Here is a 24440-nt window from a genome sequence, read left to right on the forward strand (position 1 = left end):
GTTGGTTGGGGGAGCCCCGGCCGGCCCCTCGCTTAAAAGCCGGGCCCCGGCTGGGGCGGCAGAGTTCCGGCAGGGTATACAGTAATGTGCGTCATCATCCCGCCGGGGGTAGCTCCCGCATTGGTGTTTTTGTGGTAGCCCCTGTTGAAGAGCGGGTAAAGCGCCGGTTGTTGAGGTTCGATAATGACGTCGACCGTCTGCCCGGCGCCGAAATAGAGAACGTCCCGCCAGTGGGAAAGGTCCTCCCCGTGCAGCCCGCGTAACAGTCGGGCATCCCGGGCAACAATCCGCAGCGGCAGCCCGAGAATGGTGATGGCATGCTCTTCAAAACCGAGGTTTATGAAGCGCAGGAGCACCTTTTCCCCGGCGTTGGCCTGAATCAGGGAATGATAGGGCTGTTGGCTGAGGTCGCCATCCGGCGCCGTATGCAGCGTGTCGGGGTAGGCGCGGCCGTTGATTAACCAGTAGGCCGGGCGGTATTCGCTCCAGTCGAACTCCTGGACCCTCTGCACCTGCTCGTGGGCTACCGGGTCGAGTTCTGATATCAATAGAAAGTACTCCCGGTCGAATTCGGTTCCCGTACCCGCGCCATATGCAGTTTTAAATAGCGGATTCGCAGGGTTGTAGTCGGCGGGACGGGCGATCAACGGCCCGACCATGCCCATCTGAATGTGTTCTACCGGTTCAAAGTGGCAGTGGTACATATAGGTGCCGGGATCCTTGGGTTCGTAATAATATATGAAATCGCGCCCTACCGGTACCGCAATTGACGTCTCGGGAACGCCGTCCCACAAAGATATCTGGTTGGGGAAGCCGTGCCAGTGGATCGTGTGGGAGTCGTCGAGGTCGGGCCGTTGCGGCATCCCCAGGTTGGTAAGGGTCAGTTCAACCCGGTCGCCGACTCTGACATCCAGGAGCGGCGCGGGTAACGTTGCCTTCCCCCGGCGCGCGAAGATCTCGTTTTCGGGAACCCCGGTCAGGTCAACGAAACCGAAGATATAGTGGACCGAGCCGTCGGGCATGGTGATGAAACTGTCGGTTGCCCCGTAACGCACCTGGACGAACGTCACGTGAACTCCTCCTTGGTAAAAACATTTAGCGGGCCTCGTCGGCGCCGATATCCACCCCGGCCCCCCGGGGTCGCGGCTGGTCGTCGAAATCGGTTGTTGGCGCGTTATAGATATCGCCGTTCACGACGAGGGTAGTGGTACCCCGGTCAATGACTGGTGAATTGGGTTTCAGGTGGTAATCGCCTTGCAATTGCGGTTCGACTGTTATAATTTTAACGGTCTTGAAGTCCGGCTCCATATTGAAGGCTACGGCCGTGACGGTGGTATCATAAGGCATCACGAACGACGGGTTTACACCAACAATGTTGGTAGGAACGGGCACGCCGTACGGTTGCGACAGGCTGCAGTAGCGCGGGCTCAGCACCTCGGGGGTCGGGGTACCGAAGACCTCGAGATCAATCACGTTGACCGGGTTCGGGTCGGCCGGTGCGCCGATGCCGGCGATACCGCCGCGGCCGTTGTTTAGGGTCTGATCGTACCAGCCGGCCCGGTTATCCCAGAAGATGTTGTTGAAGAGGACCGGGTTGCTGAAGGTCGGGGCGCCCGGCGGCAGGCTGGCCTGGAAGGCGGCGCTGTTCGCCTCGCTGACAAGGCCCGCTCCGTGCGGCCGGCCGTCGCTGTCTTCGGCGGTGGCGGTGGTGATGTTCTTGGCGACGGTGTTGTTGACGATTACCACGTTGGACGCATCGTCGAGGGCAATTCCCCCGCCGAGGTCGGTGGAGACGTTGTTAGTGATGATGTTGTTATAGATGTTGATGCGGTGCGTACCTGCCCGGAGCAGGCGGATCCCGCCGCCGTCGTCGTTGGCCAGGTTGCCCTGGACGAGGTTGTTGTAAATGTCCACCGCCCCGGAGCCGGGCGAAAGGGTTGCTGGCGGGATTGGCTGTTCGCCGCCTACAAAGATGCCCGCACCCTCGTCAAAGGAAGCGTTGAAAAGGAACTTGTTGTGGTGGATGCGCCCGCCGTCGCTCAGCCCGAAATGCGAGAGGCCGCCGCCGTATTCGGCGGAGTAGTTGCCGCAGACCTCGTTGTGGTCGAATTCATACCCGTCGGCGCCGGTAAAGATCCCAACGCCGCCGGCCAGGCTGATGCCGCCGTTATTCAGGATGCGGTTGTGGTGGATGTGCACGCCGTCATTTTGGTTGTCACCGGCGTAGGGCCTACCGATCATGATCGCGCCTCCGAAGCCGCCGCCGTTGCTCAGGATGACGTTGTTGCTGATCTCGAGGTAGCGACAGTAAGCGTTGGCCACAATGCCCCCGCCTTCTTCGCCCCGGGCACCGGTGATCGTCAGCCCGTCAATTTGCGTCGTAAACGCAGGACCGAAGGCGCCATCCTCGGCTACTACCGTGATGACTTGACCCCGCGGTATCTCCTGGGGCCCGTCAAAGGTAATGGCGGCGAGCCTTGTTTCCCATTGCTGCCGGTAGCTGGCGAAGAAGCGCCCGTCCAGCCTGGTAACCCAGGCCCCCATGCCCTGGAGTTTCACATTCTTGTAGAGAATCGGGCTCTCGTAGTAAACGCCGGGATTGATAATGATCAATGACCCCGGCGCGGCGCGGTCGATGGCCGCCTGGATGGTCGTACGGGTGGTGGCGTTTACGATCGGGGGATCGTAAATCCCGGGGACCAGGACGTGGATGGTGATTCCCAATGTACTGGGGATACCGGCACTCGAGGTTATCACCATCTGGGCCGGGCCGGCAGCGAAGCTTCGCGGTACGTACGTGAGGATAAAGGTATCACGCCAGGCCAAAACGGGAATGGCTCTGCCGTTAAGCGTCACTGTTCCTGGATGGGCACCGAAGTTACGCCCCCTGATGAAGATCAGGCGGTTGCCGGTCAAAGTCACGTAGACAGGATTCACGCTTCCGATTTCCGGGGCGCCGGTTGTCTGGCAGAGCGGCGGCCGCGAGAATTGCGCCCCAGGTCTTCCCACGAAGGCGGTGATGGGGAAAAGGGCGACGTCGGCATAGGTGGTTTTCCCCGGCCAGACATCGAAGACCATGGTCAAGGTCTGGTAGTTGGGATTATATCTTATATTGGGCCGGCCGGGATCGCCGGGGTCGTTGCCGACAACCAGGTACATTCCCGGTGCCACGCCGGATGGAGTAGGTACGTTGCGGGTATAAGTGGACGGTAAGAGCACCTCAAAGATGCCGTTGGCGTCCGAATGAACGGTGGTGATCAACCGCCCCGTATAGTCCCGGATGCCGACCGGTGTATAAGGAATGCCGCGCTTTTCGCCGTAGTAGATAAAATTCGGGTCGGTTTCGATATTCACGTCGTCGAGGAGGAAGCCGACTATGCGCCCCGGCACGGGAACATCGGTATACAGAAAGAAGTCCGCCACCGCGTTTTGCCCTGGACTGACGGTTACTATTTTAGTATCGTATTTGTCGCCATAGTAAGGGGGCGGGGGCAGGCGGAACAGAGCCGCATCAGTAGCGCTGGCGGGTTGGTCCCGAGTGGTCATCGAAAGGGCGACAAACCGGTCGCCCTGGCCGGTGTTCACCGCGCCGGGGTCGAGCACCTTGTACAGCGGTTTCGGGGAACCATCGGGCCAAAGGTTATACGGGTCGGCCGGCGGGACCACCTGCACAAGGTAGGTTCCTGGTGGGAGCGGCTTTTCCACGGCGCCGGGGGCCCCGAAGTATGGTTCGAAGTAAGTCGCGAAGGAGTAACCGCCGTCAAAGACGCCGTCCTTGATCTGGTTGGAGGCGTTGGGTACTTCGATGCAGCCCGGGTCAACGCTCCCGTCGGGCCGCACACAGTCGGTTGGATGTTGCCAGGCGTCGGTCTGCACGGAGTTAATCAGCGTGGTGCTGCCGTCGTCATTCAGCCGGTAGAGGTTGACGGTTACGTTGGGGATGCCCGGTTCGTAGTCCTCAGCCACCGCGTAGCGGGGGTTGAGTTCGTTGCGCATCGTCGCGTAATAAACGATTCCCGAGATGCCCCCATGGAGTTCGTCGTCGGGTGTTCCCAAAAGTCCGTCCGGTCCCGGTAGCGGGTATTCCCGCATCCCCCAATCGATGCGGTTCGTTTTCGCCGCCCACGTCAGGACCGCCAGGGTAAGGGCGCGGGGATGGGTCGTAGTGGGTCGCGGCGGGGTGATCCCGTAATCGGGGGTAGCGGTCGCAGCCGTCCGCCCGAACCGGTCAAAGCCCAGTTCCGCCACGGCGAACCGCTCGAGTTCGAAAACTTCGTTGAGCGAGTAGCGGCCGTCGAGATCGGTTACGGTGGCATACTGCACACTGCCGTCTTTGAAGCGCGTGCCCACGGGGATATAGGGGATACCTTCCTCGATATAGTTCCCGGCAGCATCCGTATCGCGTACGCCGTTGCCGTTCTCGTCCCTGAAGACCATGCCGCTGATCCAGCCGAACCAGCGCGGGATCCCGATATCGCCCATATCAATCGTTTCACCCGCGGCGATCTGGACAGTACGGAAGGAGATGATGTAGTCGAGGGGTTCATCCCAGATGGCCATCTGATAGAGACCTGCAGGAACGTTGGTGATGGTAAAGGTTCCGTCAGGGTTGCCCCGGCCGGTATAGACCTGTTCGTCGGTGCGGCCGATATCGGTAAGAGCGATCCAGGGCCGGTCGACGGGTCCGCCGAGGATCAGGGGCCTGACTGGCGGTGTGAACTCGATGATCGTACGGACGCGGCCGGTGATCGTGCCCGTTCCCGCTCCGGGGGCGAACTCCTTCGGCCTGACAAAACCGAACCAGACCAGGGGTGCCCTGAAACCCTCGCGTGGGCTATACCCGTCGTTACCTTCTTCAATCCAGGCGTCAATGACGTGGGTACCCTCGATGGTTGTGGTCTGGATCCAGTCGCTGCCGTCGGGCGGGATCGCCTGCACCCCGTACTTGCCCGGCGGGAGGTTTTCAATGACGGCGTCGCCGTTTTCATCCGTCCAGATTATGCCGCCGGTGTTCGGCACTGGTACCGGTTTCCCGTCCGGACCGATAATCAGGTTGCCGCTGGCGTCACGCTTGTAAACCGTTCCGAGGGGGTTGCCGAAATAGTCGACCGTAACCTCGCCGGCGGCATCTGCGAGCACGATGCGGAACCCCGGCAGGCCGTGTTCGAGGGGGAAGTCATCCTCGCCGTTGACAGGGTGGATATCTTCAAAGACGTGAACGCGGATTTTGGCAAGCGGCAAGGGGTGGGGCTGCAACTCAACGGTCAGCGTACTGTCACGCGTCAGGTTGATCCAGTTACCCCCGAGCTTGTAGCCGGGAGCCAGGACGGAGACGAGGTATTTGCCGGCCGGCAGGGAGACGGTGGGTTGCCTGGAGTCCCCGGTGGCCACGACCGCACTGTGGCTGGCGCCGGGCTTCAACGAAGGCCAGTTGGCCGGATCGGGGTCGAAAGGATCTCCCACGTTGTCCTGGTTGACGATAAATTGGAAATTCGTTATGGGTATACCTGTACCGACTTGCGAGACAGTTACTGTGAGTTGAAAAATGCCCATTTGTTTAGTGGGACTTTTCCTGGATATTACTGGCTCCTTTGTACTAATATCCATATTGTCCCAACCCCCAGTTAAAACTTTGGATTATCTTATTCTTATTCTTATTGTTATAAATTGGTTACTGAGGGTTGAGATAGAGTTATGATTGTGGTAGGGATAGTGGTGCTGATCGTACGGCTGGTAAAAGAGCCCGGAGGCGGACGGCGGACAGGTGTCCTATAGATATGAAATAAAACAGGGAGGCGATGCCCTTCCCTGTTTACGATCTTGCCCTATAGTACTTTTTGACAAAAGCCGTCCCCAACTATCTTACTGGGGCGGGATTTGCGGCTGGTCAAAGGACGGTGGTTGCGGGTTATGCAGGGAGGACCCCACATAGTTGCCGGGTGTGGACAGGTTGAAAAAGAGCCGGGCGTCCTTGTCCACACCCCAGTTTTGGGTGGAGCCGGTGCCCCGGACCTTCTGGAAGCATTCCCGGAACATGGTGTTGTGCGCCTCTTCCCTGTTTAGCAGGAAATCGATCATCTGCCGAATATACCGGTCGGCGATTTGCCGGTGCAGATATTCATAAACAACCTTGGCACGTTGTTCGGCGGCGATGTTGGAAAGCAGGTCCGCGGGCAGGTCACCGGTGGCTTCAATGTAAGACGCTGTCCACACCTGGCCGGAGGCGTTGCTGTAAAAGGGATTGAGTCCGGTCATTACATGCGCCTGAACATTGCCGATGGTGGCGTTCATGGCCTGGGGTTCATGGCCGTTCAAGAGGTTGACTGCCGTACATACCATTTCCAGGTGACTGAGTTCCTCCGCGGCGATGTCAAGGAAAATATCCTTGATGGCCGGGTCTTGAATGCGAAAACTTTGGGCCAGGTACTGTAACCCGGCTTTCAGCTCACCGTGGGGGCCCCCGATTTGCTCCTGCAAAAGCGCCGCGTAGTTTGGGTTCGGCCGTTCCACACGCACCATTTCTAGCAGGTTCTTATCGTGCTTGAACATGTTATTCCCCCTTTCTTAGTCTATTATCCCATACTGGGCTTCATGGTATGTACCCTGTTAAAGCATGCTTGATTTAATTGTTTACCCGGACCAAGATGGAAAAGGCGTGGGAAGCCTGGGATGAAGCCGAATGGGCTTTCAAGGGGGAAACATGCAGCGGTTATAGGTGAAGTTAACCGCGCCTATGTGAAAGAGGGTTTACTATCCAGGGACGAAGGGAGGTTTCTTTAACAGGTATTCTGAATACATGCTTAAAAAACCTTGAAGATACGCTTTATTTATGATTAATTTAATCTAGTATGAACGGTAAACGGCATTTATATGATATTCTGTTGAGGTGACGGAAATGGCTCTGGAGCTGAAAGCGGAATCAAGGGATTATCGTTTGCCGCAAACTCTCGAAGTGATCCGGGGGAATATTGTCAAATACGGCAATCCCCTGGGCCTTAAGGGAAATGAGGTTGCTGGGTGGGCCAGAGATCTCAACCTGCCGCGGCAGGGGGATGTGCTTTTATATACCGGCGGCGAGTATCAACTGGTCCCCTACATTGATAGCCTGGTAGATATGCTCACCAGAATGAACCAGGGCAGCGTAGGATTTTCCTTGATGATGGGCGTCCGCAACCTGATCGACAGGGTGGGGATCAATCCCGAAAAGATTGTTGCCGGCGTGCGCTCCAGGGATCGGGAGCGCTACCGGGATGTCAGCCGCAAGGCCGCCCTGATCCTTCAGGAGATGGGCCTGAAAAAAATCTGTTATCTGGGCGAAGAAGAGATCTACAGCGGGGCTCTTCTTTATGAATACGGTTTCGTAGGCGACCTGCGTCAGCACGCCCGCAAGGTTGCCGAGTTAATTAATTCAACCGGCGCCAGAGCCATCATTTGCCTATCGCCCCATTCGGCGGAAATTTTTAAGCTGATTTATCCCGAGCTATTGGAAAATTTTAATTACGAAGTTAAAACCTTCCTGGAAGCGGTCTACGATCTGGTTAAGGATGCCCCCGGGCGTCTGCCTACCGGTTTTTCGGGAAACGTAACGGTCCACGATTCCTGTCGCATGGCCAGGGAACTGGGTATTACGGAAGAGATCAGGGATATCCTGGGCAAGATGGAGGGAGTTAATTTAATAGAACCGGAGCTCAACCGGCGTTGGACGACCTGCTGCGGCGGGCCCGGCAAGGTCCTTTTCCCTGAATTGTCCGGGAAGATCGCTGCCCGCCGGGTTGGCGAACTCGCGGCCACCAATGCCGATCTGGTTATCACCTTCTGCCCTTATTGCCTAGCGGCTCTCGATAAGGGTCGACGTGAGGGGCACAAGAATATCCAGCTTGAGGACTTTATTGAGTTTCTTTACAGGGGGATTGCCAAATGAGTTCGGTGCTGGAACGCTTGTTGCAAAAGTATACGGCGGAGCTTAATAAAGCCTCCGATGACCCCAATATTCAGCTAGCTCTTTCCCGGGGTGTTAAATCTTATCGAGATAATACCGAAGCTGCCCTCAAACGCTTCCCCCATACGACCAAGTTGGCCGAGGAAGTGCGCGCTATAAAGGAATCTGCCATCGAACGCATGGATGAATTGGTGACTCAAGCCAGGCAAGCCATCGAAGCTAACCACGGCAAGACCTACTTGGCAAAATCGCGTGAAGACGCCTTGAAATTGGCGGCGGACATCATTGGCACAGGAAAGATAGTGGTTAAAGGCAAGAGCATTTTGGGCGAAGAGCTGGAAATAAGGGACTACCTTATCGAAAAAGGCAACGAAGTCTGGGAAACAGACCTGGGGGAGTTTTTGTTACAACTGCGGCATGAAAGGCCCATGCACATCGTTTCGCCTTCCATTCATGTACCCCGGGAGCAGGTGGCGGAATTATTTTCCGAGTTTTTCGGCCGGGAAATTCCTCCGGATATTGCCGCCGAAGTCGGGGCCGTTAGGGAATTCATGAGGGAAAAGTATTTCAGAGCCCATTTCGGCATGAGCGGTGCCAACGTAGTGGCGGCGGACTGCGGAGCAATGGTTATTATTGAAAATGAAGGCAACGCCCGCATATGCACCGCCGTCCCGCCGGTGCATATCGCTCTGGTGGGGATCGAAAAAGTGGTGCCCACTTTCCAGGAGGCCATGAAAGTGGCCGAAGTTACCTGGCGCTATGCCAACTATACTGTCCCCGGTTATGTGAATATTATCAGCGGGCCCAGCAAGACGGGAGACATCGAAAAGGTAACCGCCTATGGCGCTCACGGCCCTAGGGAACTTCACGTTATCTTTGTGGATAACGGCCGCAGCGAAATGGCTGCCGATCCTCTCTTCAGGCAGGGTTTGTATTGCTTAAGATGCGGGGGCTGCATGTACGAATGCCCCGTCTTTCAACTGACCGCCGGGTATTTCGGTTATCGTTATCTGGGAGGCATAGGAGCCATCTGGACGGCTTTCGTGGCCGGTGGCATGGATAATGCCGTGCCGCTAATTTACACCTGTCTCCGCTGCGGCCGGTGCGTGGAGCGCTGTCCGGTAAGCATCGATGTTCCGTCTATGATCGCCGAACTGCGCCGGCGAATAGTTGAGCTTGCCAATGAAGCCAGTTAATAAATGCGACGCAGTAGCGGCGACTAAGTAAGGCTCAGTAACTTCATTCGGGCGGCTCCGGGTATTACTCCCCTTGCTCAACCGGCAACCCTCAGGTTAAAAATAAAGAAAAAGCTACCAGAAATAAAATCGATACCAGAGGAATGGAGGTGCAGGGAAATGAGTATTGCCCCGGTGGAACTGGCGGCAGGACGGGAACGGTACACTTATGAGGATTATTCGGCGCGAACATTGCTATCGGTGCATGGCTGGAATGAGACTCGGGGACTAAATGCCGAGCCAATTTTATTTTTAAAGAAGGAATTTTTGATCAGAAGTAGAATATAAGTATATACAAGTAGTTGGAGCACGAATATTTCAAACAACACATGTATTTTTGGAGGGTTGGCAGAAATGCTTATAATTGGCGAGAAGCTCAACAGTGCAATTCCCAGCGTGCGTCAAATTATGGAGGAGAAAGATGTGGCGGCTGTTCAGGATCTGGCACTCAGGCAAGCAGCAGCAGGAGCCCATTATCTAGATGTGAACACTGCTCACTGCAGTGATGAAATAGCGTATATGGAATGGATTGTACGTACTGTTCAAGAGGTAACCGATGCGCCTTTATGCATTGACAGTACGGTGGGTCCGGTAATTGAGAAAGCATTGGAAACTGTTAAGGGGGATAAGAGCCGTGTCTTGATTAACTCTATTTCACTGGAAAAAAATCGCCTGGAACAGGTGTTGCCCCTTATTCTGGAGTACCAGTGTCCCGTAATTGGGCTGACCGTTGATGACAACGGTATTCCTAAAACCGTAGAAGACCGTATCAATATTGCTGAGCGCATGGTGGAGCTCCTGTCCAAACACAACTATAATTTGGACAACCTTTATATCGATCCTCTGGTGCTTCCTCTAGCGGTAAATCATGCAAATGCGGTAATCTTTTTTCAATGCCTGAGCGAAATTAAACGCTTGTTTAAAGTAAAAACAGTGTCCGGTTTAAGCAACATTTCTTTCAACATGCCCAAACGAAAGCTCATCAACCGCTATTTCCTGGCCATATGCATGGCGCATGGGATGGACGCGGCTATACTAGACCCCCTGGACAATAAGATCATGACAGCGGTGAGTACGGTCAAATTATTATTGGGCAACGATCCTTTTGGTAAAAACTTCTTAAAGGCGTATAGAAAAGGAACATTAGAGGATTAAGGGGGTTGTGAGTTACAAAAAAGGGGGTGAAGCACCCAAGAAAGGTGAGAAGGTGGTCAACTCAAGGTAGTATGTTGTATGGGGAAGAAGAGTTTATTTAGTAAGCCAAAGGGAGGGAATTAGATCATGAACGAGAAGGAAAGGCTTTATGAAGAGCGGTTTAAGCGTTACACTACAGCTCTGGAGGGCGGTAAGCCTGACAAAGTGCCAGTAGTTTTTCCTCTAGGCGAGTGGGTGGTCAAGTACACGGATACCACCCTTCAGGAAGCGTATTACGACGTTGACAAGGCGACAGAAGTTGTTGCCGGGTTGATCCGGGATCTGGATTTCGATGCTATGTTCGGCTCCATCAATCTATGGTGGCCCCCCATGTTTGATGCCATGGGTTGTAAGCTATATAAGTTTCCGGGGATTTATTTTGAAGATAATTCAGGATTCCAATATATAGAAGAAGAATATATGAAGCCAGAAGACTACGACGAATTTATCGACAATCCCACCCAATGGCTGGCAAACAAGTATTTACCACGTATAAGTGAAGAGTTTGTCGAACCAGGGTCGTACCGGGCTACTGTAGCTTTAATAAAGAGCGCCGCCGCCTTTGCCATGCATAACGCCAAGTCGGCGGCGGTAGGGGAAAAATGGGCGAAGGAATACGGGATAGTACCCTCGGGGACAGGTCTTACCAAGGCACCTTTTGATACCCTGGGCGATGCCTTGCGGGGCACGAAAGGGATCCTCCTGGACCTTCGCCGACGGCCCGAGAAAGTTCAGGCCGCGTGTGAAGCCATTGTACCCCATAATATAGCCTATGCCATGATCACAGCGGGGGGAGATACTTCTCTACCCTGTTTCGCTCCTCTCCATAAAGGAGCCTATCCCTTCTTACGACTTGAACATTGGGAGAAATTCTACTGGCCTACCTGGAAGGCGGTTATCGAAGGACTTTGGGCCATGGGGAAAAGGACTTTCTTCTTTGCCGAAGGCGATTGGACGCCGTATTTGGACAAGATAGCCGAATTGCCGGATAAGAGCATCGTTTTTTGCATTGACTTAACTGATGCCAAGAAAGCCAAAGAGGTGCTGGGAGGCAGATTCTGCCTTTACGGAGGTGTGCCAACTACCCTGCTCACCTATGGCACGCCGCAAGAAGTGAAGGATTGTGTCAAGCAAGCCATAGAGGAATTAGGTGGCGATGGAGGGTTTGTCCTTGCCGCTGGCGGAGTGGTCATGGGCGACGCCAAAAGGGAAAACATTGTTGCCATGCTCGAGGCAGCCAGGGAGTACGGTGTTTATTAAACTTTGACAGGGGTAAGAGGAGGTGGACAGAATGGCCGAAATTAAGGCAAAAGATTTTGTGGCAGAAGCAGGTTCGTGTGTACCGTGGAAGATTAAAAAAGAAGAATTCGGGCAATTAGCCGGCAACGAGGAAATTGTAAAAAAGGAATGGGAAAAGCTTGACGCCTTTGCCTATGCTTTTATCTGGTTCTGGGTACAGCGCTAAATATCGAGTGATAAAGGAAAATTAATTCCAGGTAATGGAGCGCTGTTAAATATATTGAGAGGAGTGGGGTAGTTATGCCCAAAGAGGCCCTGCCGAAAGCCATGGCTGAATTAGAAGAAGAACAAGTTCTCACTTTGGTCAAAGAATTATTAGGAAACGGAGTTGCTCCTTTGGAAATTGTCAAAGCTCTACAGGAAGGAATGGTGGAAGTAGGCAACCGCTTTGAGAGCGGGGATTATTTCTTGAGCGAATTGGTTATGGCCGGCGAGATCATGAAAGGTGCCATGGACATCTTAGAGCCTCATTTGAGCGGCGAGAGCGCAGAACATAAGGGAACTATTGTTATCGGTACGGTTAAAGGAGATATCCACGACCTGGGTAAGAATATCGTCATAATGCTTCTCAAAGGTTCGGGATACAACGTGATTGACTTGGGAGTGGATGTACCCAAAGAAAAATTTGTCGAGGCTGTTAAGGACACGGGCGCGCCCCTGGTAGGCATGAGCGTGCTCTTAACCAGTTGTCAGGGGGCATTAAAGGAGACCATTGAAGCCTTGCGAGCTGAGGGTCTAAATACCAAAGTGATAATTGGCGGCAATTATATTAATGAAACAGTTAGAAAGCATGTGGGCGCAGATTATTTTGCTACTACGGCCAGCGATGGGCTCAAAGCGGCTACTGAGGTGTTTGGAGGCTAAGATCTAAGCCGGTAAAAAGAGGGATAGGGGCATCATATATTGCCCCTTCCCTCAATTCATTGGTTAACCAAAAAGAGTCCCCGGAGGAAAAAGTGAATATTATGAAGAATAATATATGTTATTTACCTTGGGCAGGTTGTGCAGCTTGACGGGTGGCGCAATTACCTTGTTCCCACTTGGGGCGGGTGCTAAAGTTTGAATAAGTCATTTTTAGAATGGGATGTAGGAGAATGGGGCGATATACAGTTATTGCCTGCAAAGTTATGGAAGAAGAAATTTTGTCTCTGGCTCCGCAGGGGTGTGAGTTACACTTCCTGAACTCGGAATTGCACCGCTCCCCGGAGCGATTACGGCAGGCTTTACAGGAGGCCATTGATTGCGCCTCCGGCAGTGACTTTATACTGTTAGGCTACGGTCTTTGCGGCGGAGCCCTGGAGGGGCTGCGGGCCAGAACCACACCCCTCGTGATACCCAAGGTGGATGATTGTATTCCTCTGTTGTTGGGGTCCTGGGAAGCTAGACGTCAGTGGGGGCTAGATACTTACTTTTTATCTGCCGGTTGGCTGGCCGGGGAGGATAACCTGATACGGGAGTACGAACGCTGCCTTGCACGGTACGGTAAAGAGCGGGGTAGACGCATCATGCGCCACTTATTTTGCCACTACCGGCGCCTGATGTTCATAAATACTGGTCGGCTAGGGGAAGAGGTGGCTAAGGAAGCGGCTCGTGAAGTAGCGGAAAAACTGGGGTTAAGTTTTGAGATCACGAGTGGAAACAAGAATTACTTGAGGCAACTGTTGTTGGGGCCGTGGGATTACCAGTTTTGGAAGGTGCAGCCCGGTCAAGAGGTCCTGTTGGCCGGGTTGCACGATTGTTCAGCAGGGGGCAATCAACTGCGCTGAGCAGGCTTATAAAGTATAGCAGTACATGAACCAGAAAGGCTCCTACCAGGTACCAGCCATGAAGAACGTAACGATAAGCACAAGGAAGATTAACCTTATAAGGGGAGGTGAGGCCGGTTGCTTCATGCCCTTGAATACTGAACGCCTGCAGCACCCAGGAATTTCCCATTATGGGACAAATATTTCCAAAATGAGAACGCGTGTATTTATAAATTCTTAAAGATATTTCTCTCAGGGGCTTAATTTATGAGATTTATCAAGATGAAAGACAGCGCCCAATAGCTGTGAATATTGGCACGGATATTGCTATATGTTTTAATCAGTGAGGTGATTTATATTGGTGCGCTAGAGAGTAAGTAAAGGAGACGGCCATGATTATTGTTAGGCATCTAAAAACATGCAATCAACCCTGAAATTAAAACTCACGGTAACATGTCAAGGACTAAAAATGAGAGTTGATAACTTTAGCGAGGAGGAAACTTAAATGTGCTTTAGACCACCTGCTGTAGCCAAGAAGATTAAATGTCCCAATTGTGGAAAGGAAGTAATTAGGCAAGGAAATAACCCCAAAATATGTCCTCATTGTAAGGCGAACCTAGATTCTGCTGATAAGAAATAAAAAGCAAATTGTTATTAAAACTGCTAGCAGCTCGTGTGAATAATAGTTGCTGACAACTTCGGGTTAGGGGCCATGTCTTTTCATAAGCTACGTTAGCTACTTTTCCCCACCGAAGTGGGGGTAGATAGGGGACTTAGCATCACTTTTTATCATGGAAGTAGAGGATGCTTTTGGGTTTGGGATATTTTTCACATAGGCTGCTAGATGAGATATGTGTATTCCAGTGCTTTTGGACATGATGGGAGAAATAACTCTTTTGCAGTGAGGGCAATAAACCTTTATATACAGCCGGAGGAGGGGAGCAGTAAAAGGGACAGCGCTACGAGTTTTTACCAGGAGAGAGTATGTCACCGGGGCTTGTGTACGAACGTTTAGAAGTCTCCGAATAACAAAGGGGGGTGTACTGTGAAAAGAAAAGCGTGGGCGGTTATGTGGGCGGTCTATCTTGCGGGCGTAGCTGTAGCGTTGAACCAGTTTAAAGTACCGCCGGTAATGCAGGTTCTTATGGAAAGTCTTCAGGCTGATATGGCAACGGCGGGATGGCTAATGTCTGTTTTTTGCATCGCCGGGGTCATACTGGCACTTCCGGCAGCGTTCCTCCTGGCAGGTCTGGGGCCGAAAAACAGTGGATTAATAGGTCTAGGTTGTATAATTATTGGTGCAGTAATTGGAGCTGTGGCTAAAAGTGCAGCGATTATGCTTATTGCCAGGACTATCGAAGGCGTTGGGTTGGCTTTAATTGCAGTCGTGGCTCCGGCGGTTATTAGTATATGGTTTGAACCACATGAACGAGGATTGCCTATGGGTATTTGGGCTACATGGGTACCAGTTGGCAGTTTTCTTATTTATAATTTGGCCAACCCAATTGCAAAACTCGGTGGCTGGACCAGTATCTGGTGGTTTGGAGCTGTTTTTGCTTTAGTTGCATTTATGGTGTATAGCGCTATTGTTGCCCCGCCCAATAAAACGGCGAGTGGGAGTGAAGAGGGTGGTGGCGCTATCTCTATTAGCCATGGGTTGAAAAGTATAAATACCTGGCTTATTTCCATTGCCTTTGCCGCATTTAACTTCAGTTTTATAGCCTATGCCACCTGGGCACCCACCTTCTTAGCCGAAGTTCATAAGATGGATCCGGGAGCTGCCAGTTTTTACGCTAGCCTGGTAACCCTGGTTTTTATACCTGGCGGCATATTCGCTGGATGGGTTCTTGACCGCTTCGGAAATCGTAAAGGTATCCTGGCAGCCTCCTTCATTATTTGTACGATTTTAGTGTTATGGGCTTTTAAAGTAGGGGGCAATGTTGGAATTCTTGTTTCTTATTATGTTATTTTAGGTCTGGCGGCAAGCTTTGTTCCGACCTGCGTTTTTACCATTGCTCCGGAAACAGCTATTAATCCCCAATTTGCTGGCGTAGCCTTGGGAGTGGTGATCCTTGGTCAGAACAGTGGCATGTTCATCGGACCTCCTGTTGTAGGTCAGGCTATAGCAAGTGGAGGTTGGGATGCGGGAGTATATCCTTTAGTTGCAGGGCTTCTTGTCTCTCTGGTGGCAACTCTATTAATACGCACTAAAACAGAGTAAAAGGAGGTGAACTGTTTTCTAGAAAGGAGGTTTTTTGCCAAAAATTAAAGGGAAACCTGTAATGCCTCGAGGATCGAATTTCAATGCTTAATGACAAAATTAAGAAAAACTAACGGAGGGATACTATGCCATGACGGAAAAGGACACGAAACTCCAAAATGGTGTACGTACCTATTACAAGAATTTGGGTTTGTGTTCCTTTGCCTTTGGATCAAACTCGGCAGAAATTGACGTTAAGGACGGTAAAATTCTTCGTATTCGACCGTTGAGATATAACCGTAAGTATAAGACAGAACAATTGCGACCCTGGAAGATTAAGGCCAGAGGGAAAACCTTTGAAGCACCGATGAAGTCGCTTCTGAGCCCCTTTAACTATGTGTACAAGAAGCGGACGTATTCGCCGAACCGGATACTATACCCCATGAAAAGGGTGGACTGGGATCCGGAAGGAGAGCGCAACCCGCAAAACAGGGGTAAGAGTAAATTTGTACGTATCACCTGGGATGAAGCTGCTGAATTAATTGCTAAGGAATTGAAGCGAGTGTGCGAAAAATACGGCCCGACCTCGGTTTTGGTACAGGGGGACGGCCACGGCGAGACTAAGACCATTCATGGTCCTCACGGCTGTCAGATTCGCTTGATGGAGCTTCTCGGCGGTTACACCATCCAGGCACGCCAGCCCGACAGCTGGGAAGGCTGGTACTGGGGCGCCAAGCATGTCTGGGGACAGGATCCAGTAGGCCAGGGTAGGCAGGCCAATCTAATTAAGGATATTTCGGAAAACACTCAAATGATCCTGTTCTGGGGTTGCGACCCAGAGACGACACCGCTTGCATGGGGCGGGCTGCAGGCTAGCCGTTTGTGCTTCTGGTTTACCGAACTAGGCATAAAATCCGTATACATCTGTCCCGACCTTAATTATGGTGCAGCAGTTCATGCGGATAAATGGATACCTGTAAGACCCAACACGGACGCGGCATTACAGCTCGCTATTGCCTATACATGGATTACGGAAGACACTTATGATAAAGATTATGTCGCCACTCATACTCACGGTTTTGAGGAATTTAAGAAGTATGTTCTAGGCGAAGAAGACGGCGTTCCCAAGACACCAAAGTGGGCCGAAGATATCTGCGGTGTTCCTGCCCGGGTTATTAAGGCTTTAGCCAGGAAATGGGCTCGGGAAGCAACCAGCATTGCCCACAATAACGGCGGCTCTTACATCAGGTCCTGCTATGCCCACGAGCCGGGACGTCTGGAAGTAATCCTTTTGGGCATGCAGGGCTTAGGAAAACCCGGTCAGGGACAGCTCAAGCTCTTTGAGTGGCAGCTTTTCAGCTTGCATGACCAGAACCCAATGCCCCGAAGAGAAATAATACCCAGCCCGGAAGGGGCCTACCAGGGATTTACATTTCCAGTGCCAAAGCAGTTTATCCCTAAAACTCTCATCCCGAAAGCAATTTTGAGCGACGAACCCATTACCTGGTACGGGATAACATATGCAGGAATTCCCAAGGAGGATCAGTTCGTACAGTATAAATATCCTGCTGAGGGATGTTCGGAAATTCACATGATATGGAGCGACAGCCCATGCTGGTCCACTTGTTGGAATGGTGGAAACATGTGGATTGAGGCTCTACGCAGTCCTAAAATTGAGTGCGTTGTCATGCAGCATCCGTGGATGGAAAATGACTGCCTGTTTGCCGACATAATCCTGCCTATTAACACAAAGTTTGAGGAAGAAGACTTTGGGGTTGATGTTTTAGGTGACAGCTTCAATGTAGTCCTTTACGAAGGGCAGTGCATTGAACCTCTAGGAGAATCAAAGAGCGACTATGAAGCAGTAGCGGAAGTAGCAAAGAAACTTGGCCTCTACGAAGAATACACTAGAGGTAAGAGTATTGAGGACTTAATTAAGGACGGTTACGAACAATCCGGGATAAAAGACAGGATAAGCTATGAAGAATTTCGGGAGAAAGAATACTTTGTAATACCTACGGCTGAGGACTGGGAGAATGACGAACCCGGTTTCAGCCCGTTCTATAAGGATCCAGAGAACAATCCTCTGGATACACCGACCGGAAAGCTTGAATTCTATTCCGTAGGTCTGGCTGAAAACTTCCCGGATGATAAAGAACGTCCGCCGGTGCCTCATTGGATACCTTACGGCGAAACTCATCAAGAAAGCCTTTTGCATCCACGTTCCCAAAAGTATCCATTTCTTATAGTTTCCAATCATCCTCGCTGGCGGTGTCATGCTCAGCTGGATGATATACCATGGTTCCGTGAGATTCCTACTTGTAAAGTTAAAGGGCCGGATGGATATTTATACGAACCGGTCTGGATTAATCCAGTAGATGCAAAGGCATTGGGAATCAAAAGCGGTGATGTAGTTAAGATATATAACGATCGCGGATGGGTACTTGGTGGGGCATATGTTACCGAACGTATAATGCGGGGGGTAGTTTATCAAGATCATGGTGCAAGACTAGATCCGATAATACCTGGTAAAGCCGACCGTGGTGGAGCTAACAATCTTATCTGCCCTACCAACACGACATCAAAGAATTGTGCAGGGGAAGTCACGAGCGGGTATCTTGTAGGCGTAGAAAAAGTGGATATTGAGGAAATGAAAAAGCAATACCCTGAGGCGTTTAACAGGCCTTACGATCCTTATTATGGAGTTCGTTTCGAGGCCTGGATTACGGAGGTGAAAAACTAATGAAAGTATTTGTTATTGATGTTGCTAAATGTAATGGCTGTTATAACTGCCAGCTGGTCTGCAAAGACGAACATGTTGACAACGACTGGTCACCCTATGCCAAACCCCAACCAGATACAGGTCACTTCTGGATGAAGTTAGTTGATATAGAACATGGCAGTGTTCCAAAGGTAAAAATCGAATATCAGGCAAGACCTTGTATGCATTGCGATAATGCAAAATGTATTGAGGTTGCCGGGGATGGGTCAGTATATAAGAGGAACGACGGGTTGGTCATTATAGACCCCGAAAAGGCTACAGGTCGCAAGGATCTTGTCGATTCTTGTCCCTATGGCGCTATTTACTGGAATGACAAATTAAATTTACCACAGAAATGTACCGGATGCGCGCATCTGGTTGACGCAGGCGAAGTCCCCCGCTGCGTTGAAGCATGTGCTACAGAGGCGATAAAATTTGGCGAGGAAGAAGAATTAAAGGAATTAATCTCCCAGGCTGAGGTATTACAGCCTGAACTCGGTCTAAAACCCAGGGTATATTACCTAAACCTTCCTAAATTCTTTGTAGCAGGGGAAGTTTATGATCCGGATATCGATGAAGTCCTGGAAGGGGCGCAGGTATCCCTCATTAACAACGAGACCGGCCAAAGCTGGACAGAGACAACTGACGATTTCGGTGATTTTTGGATCAGACGCCTTAACAGTGGCTGTTATACACTAAAAATTGAAAAGAACGGTTATCAACCTTATCAAGTTCAAGACCTGAAAGTAGATAAAAGCGTCAATATTGGTAGTATTGCGCTGAAACGGGAATGATGTAATATCAGGTGTTTGACGTTTTCATGTGCCTTTGCTAGTTAGGGGAGCCAAGATAAAGCTCCCCTTTTTAAATACCCATTCATTCCTGCCGTCACAGTCTTTTTGAAAGTGGTAGAGTAGAGGCGTGCTGCGCGGCATACTTCTGCTCTACCACCTTATTTCACTGATCTAAATTTAATCTAAGGACTTGTACTGCGCTTTTGGAATACTATGTCGAGCAATCTAGTTTGTATTGCTTAAGTTTTCTATACAGAGTGGATTTACCAAGTCCAAGTAGTTTCGCCGCTTTAGGGATATTGTTGCCAGTAGAAGCCATGGCGTTTTGAATGACTATCTTTTCAGCTTCCTCCAATGAGGTTATCCCGGCTATGCTGCAAATACCTGTACTTTTCAAGGTGGTTCCCCTCACTACTTCGTTAGGCAGGTGCTGGACGTCTATAAGGCCGTCCTGGGACATGTTGACGGCATAAATCATAGCATTCTCCAGCTGTCTGACGTTACCGGGCCATTCGTACTCTAAAATTATTTTTTTTGCAGCCGGGCTTATAGTTGGCAATACATGTCCTGTCTTTTTACAGTAGTATTCTATAAAGTGCTGGCATAACAGCAAGATATCTTCCTGTCGCTGGCGCAGGGGCGGTATTTCTAGCTTGAGAACCGCCAGCCGGAAGTACAGGTCGAGACGAAACTGATTTTCTTGCACCATCTGGTAGAGATTTTTGTTAGTTGCAGCTATAACGCGAAAGTCAACAGGAATATACTTCCTACCTCCCAGCCGCATGACGCGCTTGTCCTCTAAAACCCTAAGCAACGTGGCCTGGGTTTCAATGGGCATATCGCCTATTTCGTCAAGGAAAAGGGTTCCTTTGTGAGCCAGCTCAATTTTGCCTGGTCTTCCATTGCGTTCGGCACCCGTAAAGGTTCCGCCTTCATAACCAAATAGCTCGCTTTCAATAAGGTTTCTGGGAATCGCAGAACAGTTCAAAGCAACGAAAGGACCTTCGGGCCGGTATTGATTGTGAATAGCCTGGGCAAATAGCTCCTTTCCGGTGCCGCTCTCTCCTATTAATAAAATATTTTCGCCGGCATCGGCGAACTTACGGGCCAAGTCTTTTGCATGGTTTATGCAGGCGCTGTTGCCAATAATATCATCAAAGTGATACTTGGCCACTGCACCAGTTCGCACATTAACAAGGTTGTTGATTTTTTCAGACAGGTTGACACGGATGATGGCACCTTCTATGCGTTTTTCTTTCTGGCCTGGTATAAATTGTATGCTAAATACGCAGTGGCGTTCCTTTTTGCAGTTGCGAATAGTTGCTTCCAGGTAATTAACAGGTTTCTGGCTTGTTAATACCTGCATTACCCTGTCGTCCACAAAGTCCCTTATGTTTCTGCCTTCAACTTTGCCGCCGTTTGGATTAAGTATTAGAGCTGCTTCCTGGTTAGCCTTAATAATCTTATTTTCACAATCGACAGCTATGATTCCAGCATCAATGCATGCGAGAATTGTTTCTAATGTATTATTCATAACCAAGAGCCTATGGTTTTTTTCTTTGAGTTTGAGGTGGTTTTCAATAGCTACCGCCAGGGAGGCAACCCAGCCCAGGGTATGCGACTGTAAATTTTTCAGGTCTTTTTCCCACGGCCGTTCCCCCAGAGCCTGTACCAGTACCAGGGTGCCAATAAGGTCGCCTTTTTCATCCATGATAGGAGCGGCTGAACTGATGTTGTCTTCAAGGGCAATACAGTAATTTTCGGGACCCATTAACTGGACCGGACATTTTAAAATCATACTGAGCCCGTGGGCTAAAGTTCCTGAGGTCTCTTCGTTCCAGATCGCCCCTACCACCGCATTTATTGACTTAAAATAGGAGATTTCGTTAGTATCTCCTTCAAGGTAAAGAATAGTACCGTTGGCGCTATGGAGGCTTAAAATGTAGCCGGAAGTCTTGAGCAGGTGCTTAAATGCGTTTATAAGGGTTTTGGTGGTTGAAATTAACAGGCTGTTTTCTTCAAGTATAGCCTCCAGTTTATCCTTAGGCATATTATGCCCGATTTTTGTGGCAAAAGGATCAATGTTGTTTTCGCGTGACCTTAACCAGGAAGCAGCAACCTCCGGGCTTAAACAAGAAAAAGTCCGTGGATCTTCATTGTGGTATAGAAAACGTTGTTTACAATGCTGAATTTCTTGCCAGCGCCGCTGGAATAAGGTATAGTCAAAAGGATTTGCCATAAATTCGGTCCGGTTATCGTTACAGGCTACATCAGGCCTGATAACTTCCATACCAACCCTCCTAGTAAACAGAAAACCTACATCCTGGCAGGATTTTAGGCCGAGAAAAAAATGCAACGTTCTGTTTAAGTAATTCGAGGTTCAGACCTTTTCGGCTGACTAAAAGGTCATATTATTAAGTCACCCCTTTTGAGAATGTTTTCCCGAGCTATACCTGATTGGTACATGCATAACTGTTGCAACCTACTCAAGAAGACAATTTTTGGATAACCATGTGATTTCTATCACTATTATACACCATAGAAATGGTAAAGTTATACTAATATCATGATGATATTGCGGTTGGCAATATTGATTAAAAGTTTGTTGTCTCTTTTTTGAGAATGCCCCGTGTCAAAAAGGGAAAAATACCCGCCACTATTTTTTGGGTTAAGCACTTGAGCTACCTTGATTAATATAGTGCCAGAGCGATATCCGGAGATTAAATCTAGGAATTATTTTAAACCCCGTTGCTGGCACGATTTTTGCTAGTTAGATTTTATGAAGGCAGTCCTCTGGAAGTAAATATAGACGTAACGGGTATATAAGTTGGTCCCAAACTGCCGGGGCTTAAAAGTAGCCTTACTCGAAGAAGCAATGATTAAAAAGTATTGCTTTGAATTATATGCTTATAATTAATCATCGCATATACAAATCAGATTATCAAGAACCTTTTTTGTTCGGTTGGGAGGGAAGAAGGCTGGCACAAACAACCTGTTTGAACTGCAGGAAGGTTGTACCACTTGATACCCTATTTTACCTGAAGGATAAGTAGTTCGAGCGGAGGTAAAAAAATGGCTGGTACTACTGAAGTGAAGAAGGCAGCGTGCTATTTCTGCCATATGAACTGTGGCATGCTGGTGCACGTTGAAGACGGTGTCGTTAAAAAAGTTACAGGTGATCCTGAGCATCCCTTTAACCAGGGAGCCCAGTGTCCCCGGGGTGCTTCGGCTATGGATCACCTCAACCACATCAACCGGGTAAACTATCCCCTTAAACGTGTCGGGGAACGGGGATCTGGTAATTTTAAGCGTGTCAGCTGGGAGGAAGCCCTGGAAGATATTGCCGCCCGGCTAAAAAAATACAAAGCGGAATATGGGGCCGAAAGCATTGCCACTGCCGGGGGCACCAACCGGACTGATGACTGGGCCCGACGTCGCTTTTTCAACCTATTAGGGAGCCCCAATGTGGTTCACACCTCCCCTGTTTGCTGGATACCCAATTTTTTAGTAGAAACGGCCATTTACGGTTGGAGCGCCTTTGATCCGGAGATTATGGGCAGCCGCTGTGTCGTTGTCTGGGGCCATAATCCCGGCGCCTCATATTTACCGGAAATGCGGGGGCTTTTAGAGGCCCGGGAAAAGAACGGTACCAAAATCATTGTCATTGACCCGCGTTGCAGCGAGACGGCGGCCCGGGCTGACCTGTGGTTACCCATCCGCCCGGGGAGCGACTGCGCCCTGGCCCTGGCCTGGCTCAACGTCATTATCAATGAAGAGCTCTACGACGCCGATTTCGTCGAGAATTGGACGGTGGGCTTTGAGGAACTGCGGGAAAGGGTGCAGGAGTATACCCCGGAGTGGGCGGAAGCAAAGACCTGGGTTCCGGCCGAAAAGATAGCCCTGGCAGCCAGGATTTATGCCACCTCGAGGCCGGCTTGTATCCAGTGGGGCGTAGCTACGGACCAGCTCGGCCGGGCTACCAGTGCCGTTGCCCAGGCACGGGCCGTATTAAGGGCCATTTGCGGTAACCTCGACGTTCCCGGCGGCGATGTCATGCCCGGGCCCCATCCCACTTTCATTACCGATGTTGAGATGGAACTAAACGAGTTGCTACCCGAGGAGCAAAGAGCCAAACAATTGGGTTCGGACAGGTTTAGACTCAGCACCTGGCCGGGTTACAAGCTTCTAAATGAACAGTTAGAACGCGTCTGGGGAAAGGGTCTGCCGGCCGAATGGATGTGCGAAGCCAGCCCTCCGGTACTGTGGCGAGCAATACTTACCGGCAAACCATATCCGGTCAAAGCCCTGATCGTCCTGGCCGATAACCCCCTTAGCTCCTATGCCAACTCCAGGCTGGTATATGAAGCCCTCAACAAGCTGGACCTGCTGGTGGTCATGGACTACTGGCTTACGCCCACAGCCGCGCTGGCCGACTATGTCTTGCCGGCGGCTTCCTGGCTGGAACGGCCGGTATTGACTACAACCTATGGTGTTTCTGACTGGCTTATCGCCTCCGAAAGGGCTGTGCAGCCTTTATATGAGCGGAAAACCGACTACGACTTCTGGCGCGCCCTGGGTATCAAGATGGGCCAGGAGGAATACTGGCCGTGGCAGACCAACGAAGAGGCGTTCCAATACCGCCTGGAACCCCTGGGTTACGGCCTGGAAACCTACGAGGATTTTGTCCAGGGGGTACGTTTCGACTTTGCCCCGCGTGAGTACTACAAGTACCTGGAAAAAGGCTTTGCCACGCCCTCCGGAAAGGTAGAGCTGAAAAGTTCAATACTGGAAACCCTGGGCTATGACCCGCTGCCCCATTACGTCGAACCGCCGTTCAGCCCGGAAGCTACGCCGGAGCTGGCCCGGGATTATCCCCTTATACTCATCGCAGGCGGAGGCTTCATGCCCTTTTACCATTCCGAGCACCGCCAGATAACGCGCCTGCGTCTGTTGCATCCGGAACCGAGGGTGGCCATTAACCCTGAACTGGCCCAAAAGCTTACTATTAAAGAAGGCGACTGGGTGTGGATTGAAACCCCAAAAGGTAAAGTAAAGCAGCGGGCTAAACTCACCACCGCCGTACCACCCGGGGTAGTCCAGGCGGAAAGGGGATGGTGGTATCCGGAAAAAGGGGCAAAAGACCTGTTTGGCGTCTGGGAATCCAATATTAATGCCTGCCTGGATGACGACCCGGATACCTGCGATCCAGCCTGCGGTAGCTGGTGCACCAGGTCGGTTTTATGTAGGATTGCTAAAGTGGAAGGGTGAGAATT

15 protein-coding genes are annotated in these 24440 nt (G+C 50.9%); 11 read left to right on the forward strand and 4 right to left on the reverse strand.

The window, feature by feature from the left end:
- Positions 1-32: 32 nt before the first annotated feature.
- From E308F_RS07260 to E308F_RS07270, 3 genes are all read right to left on the reverse strand, one after another.
- Complete coding sequence (locus E308F_RS07260) at positions 33-1022, reverse strand: multicopper oxidase domain-containing protein (protein ID WP_253256359.1); 990 nt, start codon at positions 1020-1022, stop codon at positions 33-35.
- Between the two features lie 73 nt (positions 1023-1095).
- Entirely contained in the window at positions 1096-5553 is a 4458-nt protein-coding gene (locus E308F_RS07265) for a choice-of-anchor Q domain-containing protein (RefSeq protein WP_141265210.1), read from the reverse strand.
- A gap of 309 nt (positions 5554-5862) precedes the next feature.
- Entirely contained in the window at positions 5863-6549 is a 687-nt protein-coding gene (locus tag E308F_RS07270) for a manganese catalase family protein (RefSeq protein ID WP_141264295.1), read from the reverse strand.
- A gap of 346 nt (positions 6550-6895) precedes the next feature.
- Between E308F_RS07270 and E308F_RS07275 the strand changes: the two genes are divergently transcribed.
- The 10 genes from E308F_RS07275 (at position 6896) to E308F_RS07315 (ending at position 19167) form a co-directional block, all read left to right on the forward strand.
- Positions 6896-7921 (forward strand): (Fe-S)-binding protein, encoded by a 1026-nt coding sequence (locus tag E308F_RS07275; RefSeq protein ID WP_141264296.1) that lies wholly within the window; start codon positions 6896-6898, stop codon positions 7919-7921.
- Positions 7918-9135 carry an LUD domain-containing protein gene (locus E308F_RS07280; RefSeq protein ID WP_141264297.1) on the forward strand — a complete coding sequence of 406 codons (1218 nt, stop codon included), beginning with the start codon at positions 7918-7920 and terminating at the stop codon, positions 9133-9135. The genes E308F_RS07275 and E308F_RS07280 overlap by 4 nt, the downstream gene beginning before the upstream one ends.
- A 393-nt stretch (positions 9136-9528) precedes the next feature.
- A complete protein-coding gene (locus tag E308F_RS07285) occupies positions 9529-10329 on the forward strand; it encodes a methyltetrahydrofolate cobalamin methyltransferase (RefSeq protein WP_141264298.1) in 801 nt (266 codons plus the stop codon).
- A 126-nt stretch (positions 10330-10455) separates the two neighbouring features.
- Positions 10456-11628 (forward strand): uroporphyrinogen decarboxylase family protein, encoded by a 1173-nt coding sequence (locus E308F_RS07290; protein ID WP_141264299.1) that lies wholly within the window; start codon positions 10456-10458, stop codon positions 11626-11628.
- Between the two features lie 31 nt (positions 11629-11659).
- Positions 11660-11833: a hypothetical protein gene (locus E308F_RS15800; RefSeq protein WP_172613362.1), complete on the forward strand. Its 174-nt coding sequence runs from the start codon at positions 11660-11662 to the stop codon at positions 11831-11833.
- A 74-nt stretch (positions 11834-11907) separates the two neighbouring features.
- On the forward strand, positions 11908-12531 hold the full coding sequence (locus E308F_RS07295) for a cobalamin B12-binding domain-containing protein (RefSeq protein WP_141264300.1): 624 nt from the start codon (positions 11908-11910) through the stop codon (positions 12529-12531).
- A 230-nt stretch (positions 12532-12761) separates the two neighbouring features.
- The gene (locus tag E308F_RS07300) at positions 12762-13433 is read left to right on the forward strand and encodes a DUF1638 domain-containing protein (RefSeq protein WP_141264301.1); all 672 of its coding nucleotides are present in this window, start codon (positions 12762-12764) and stop codon (positions 13431-13433) included.
- A 1024-nt stretch (positions 13434-14457) separates the two neighbouring features.
- On the forward strand, positions 14458-15633 hold the full coding sequence (locus E308F_RS07305; RefSeq protein ID WP_141264302.1) for a CynX/NimT family MFS transporter: 1176 nt from the start codon (positions 14458-14460) through the stop codon (positions 15631-15633).
- A gap of 130 nt (positions 15634-15763) precedes the next feature.
- The gene (locus E308F_RS07310) at positions 15764-18355 is read left to right on the forward strand and encodes a molybdopterin-dependent oxidoreductase (protein ID WP_141264303.1); all 2592 of its coding nucleotides are present in this window, start codon (positions 15764-15766) and stop codon (positions 18353-18355) included.
- Entirely contained in the window at positions 18355-19167 is an 813-nt protein-coding gene (locus E308F_RS07315; RefSeq protein ID WP_141264304.1) for a 4Fe-4S dicluster domain-containing protein, read from the forward strand. Before E308F_RS07310 ends, E308F_RS07315 begins: the two co-directional genes overlap by 1 nt.
- Before the next feature lie 211 nt (positions 19168-19378).
- Here the strand turns inward: E308F_RS07315 and E308F_RS07320 are convergent, their stop codons facing one another.
- Positions 19379-21457 (reverse strand): sigma-54-dependent Fis family transcriptional regulator, encoded by a 2079-nt coding sequence (locus E308F_RS07320; protein ID WP_216364486.1) that lies wholly within the window; start codon positions 21455-21457, stop codon positions 19379-19381.
- A 782-nt stretch (positions 21458-22239) separates the two neighbouring features.
- On the opposite strand from E308F_RS07320, the gene E308F_RS07325 reads away from it, so the two are divergent.
- Complete coding sequence (locus E308F_RS07325; protein WP_141264305.1) at positions 22240-24435, forward strand: molybdopterin-containing oxidoreductase family protein; 2196 nt, start codon at positions 22240-22242, stop codon at positions 24433-24435.
- Positions 24436-24440 lie beyond the last annotated feature (5 nt).

Origin of the sequence: Moorella sp. E308F, assembly GCF_006538365.1 — a bacterium.
GTDB lineage: Bacteria > Bacillota > DSM-521 > Neomoorellales > Neomoorellaceae > Neomoorella.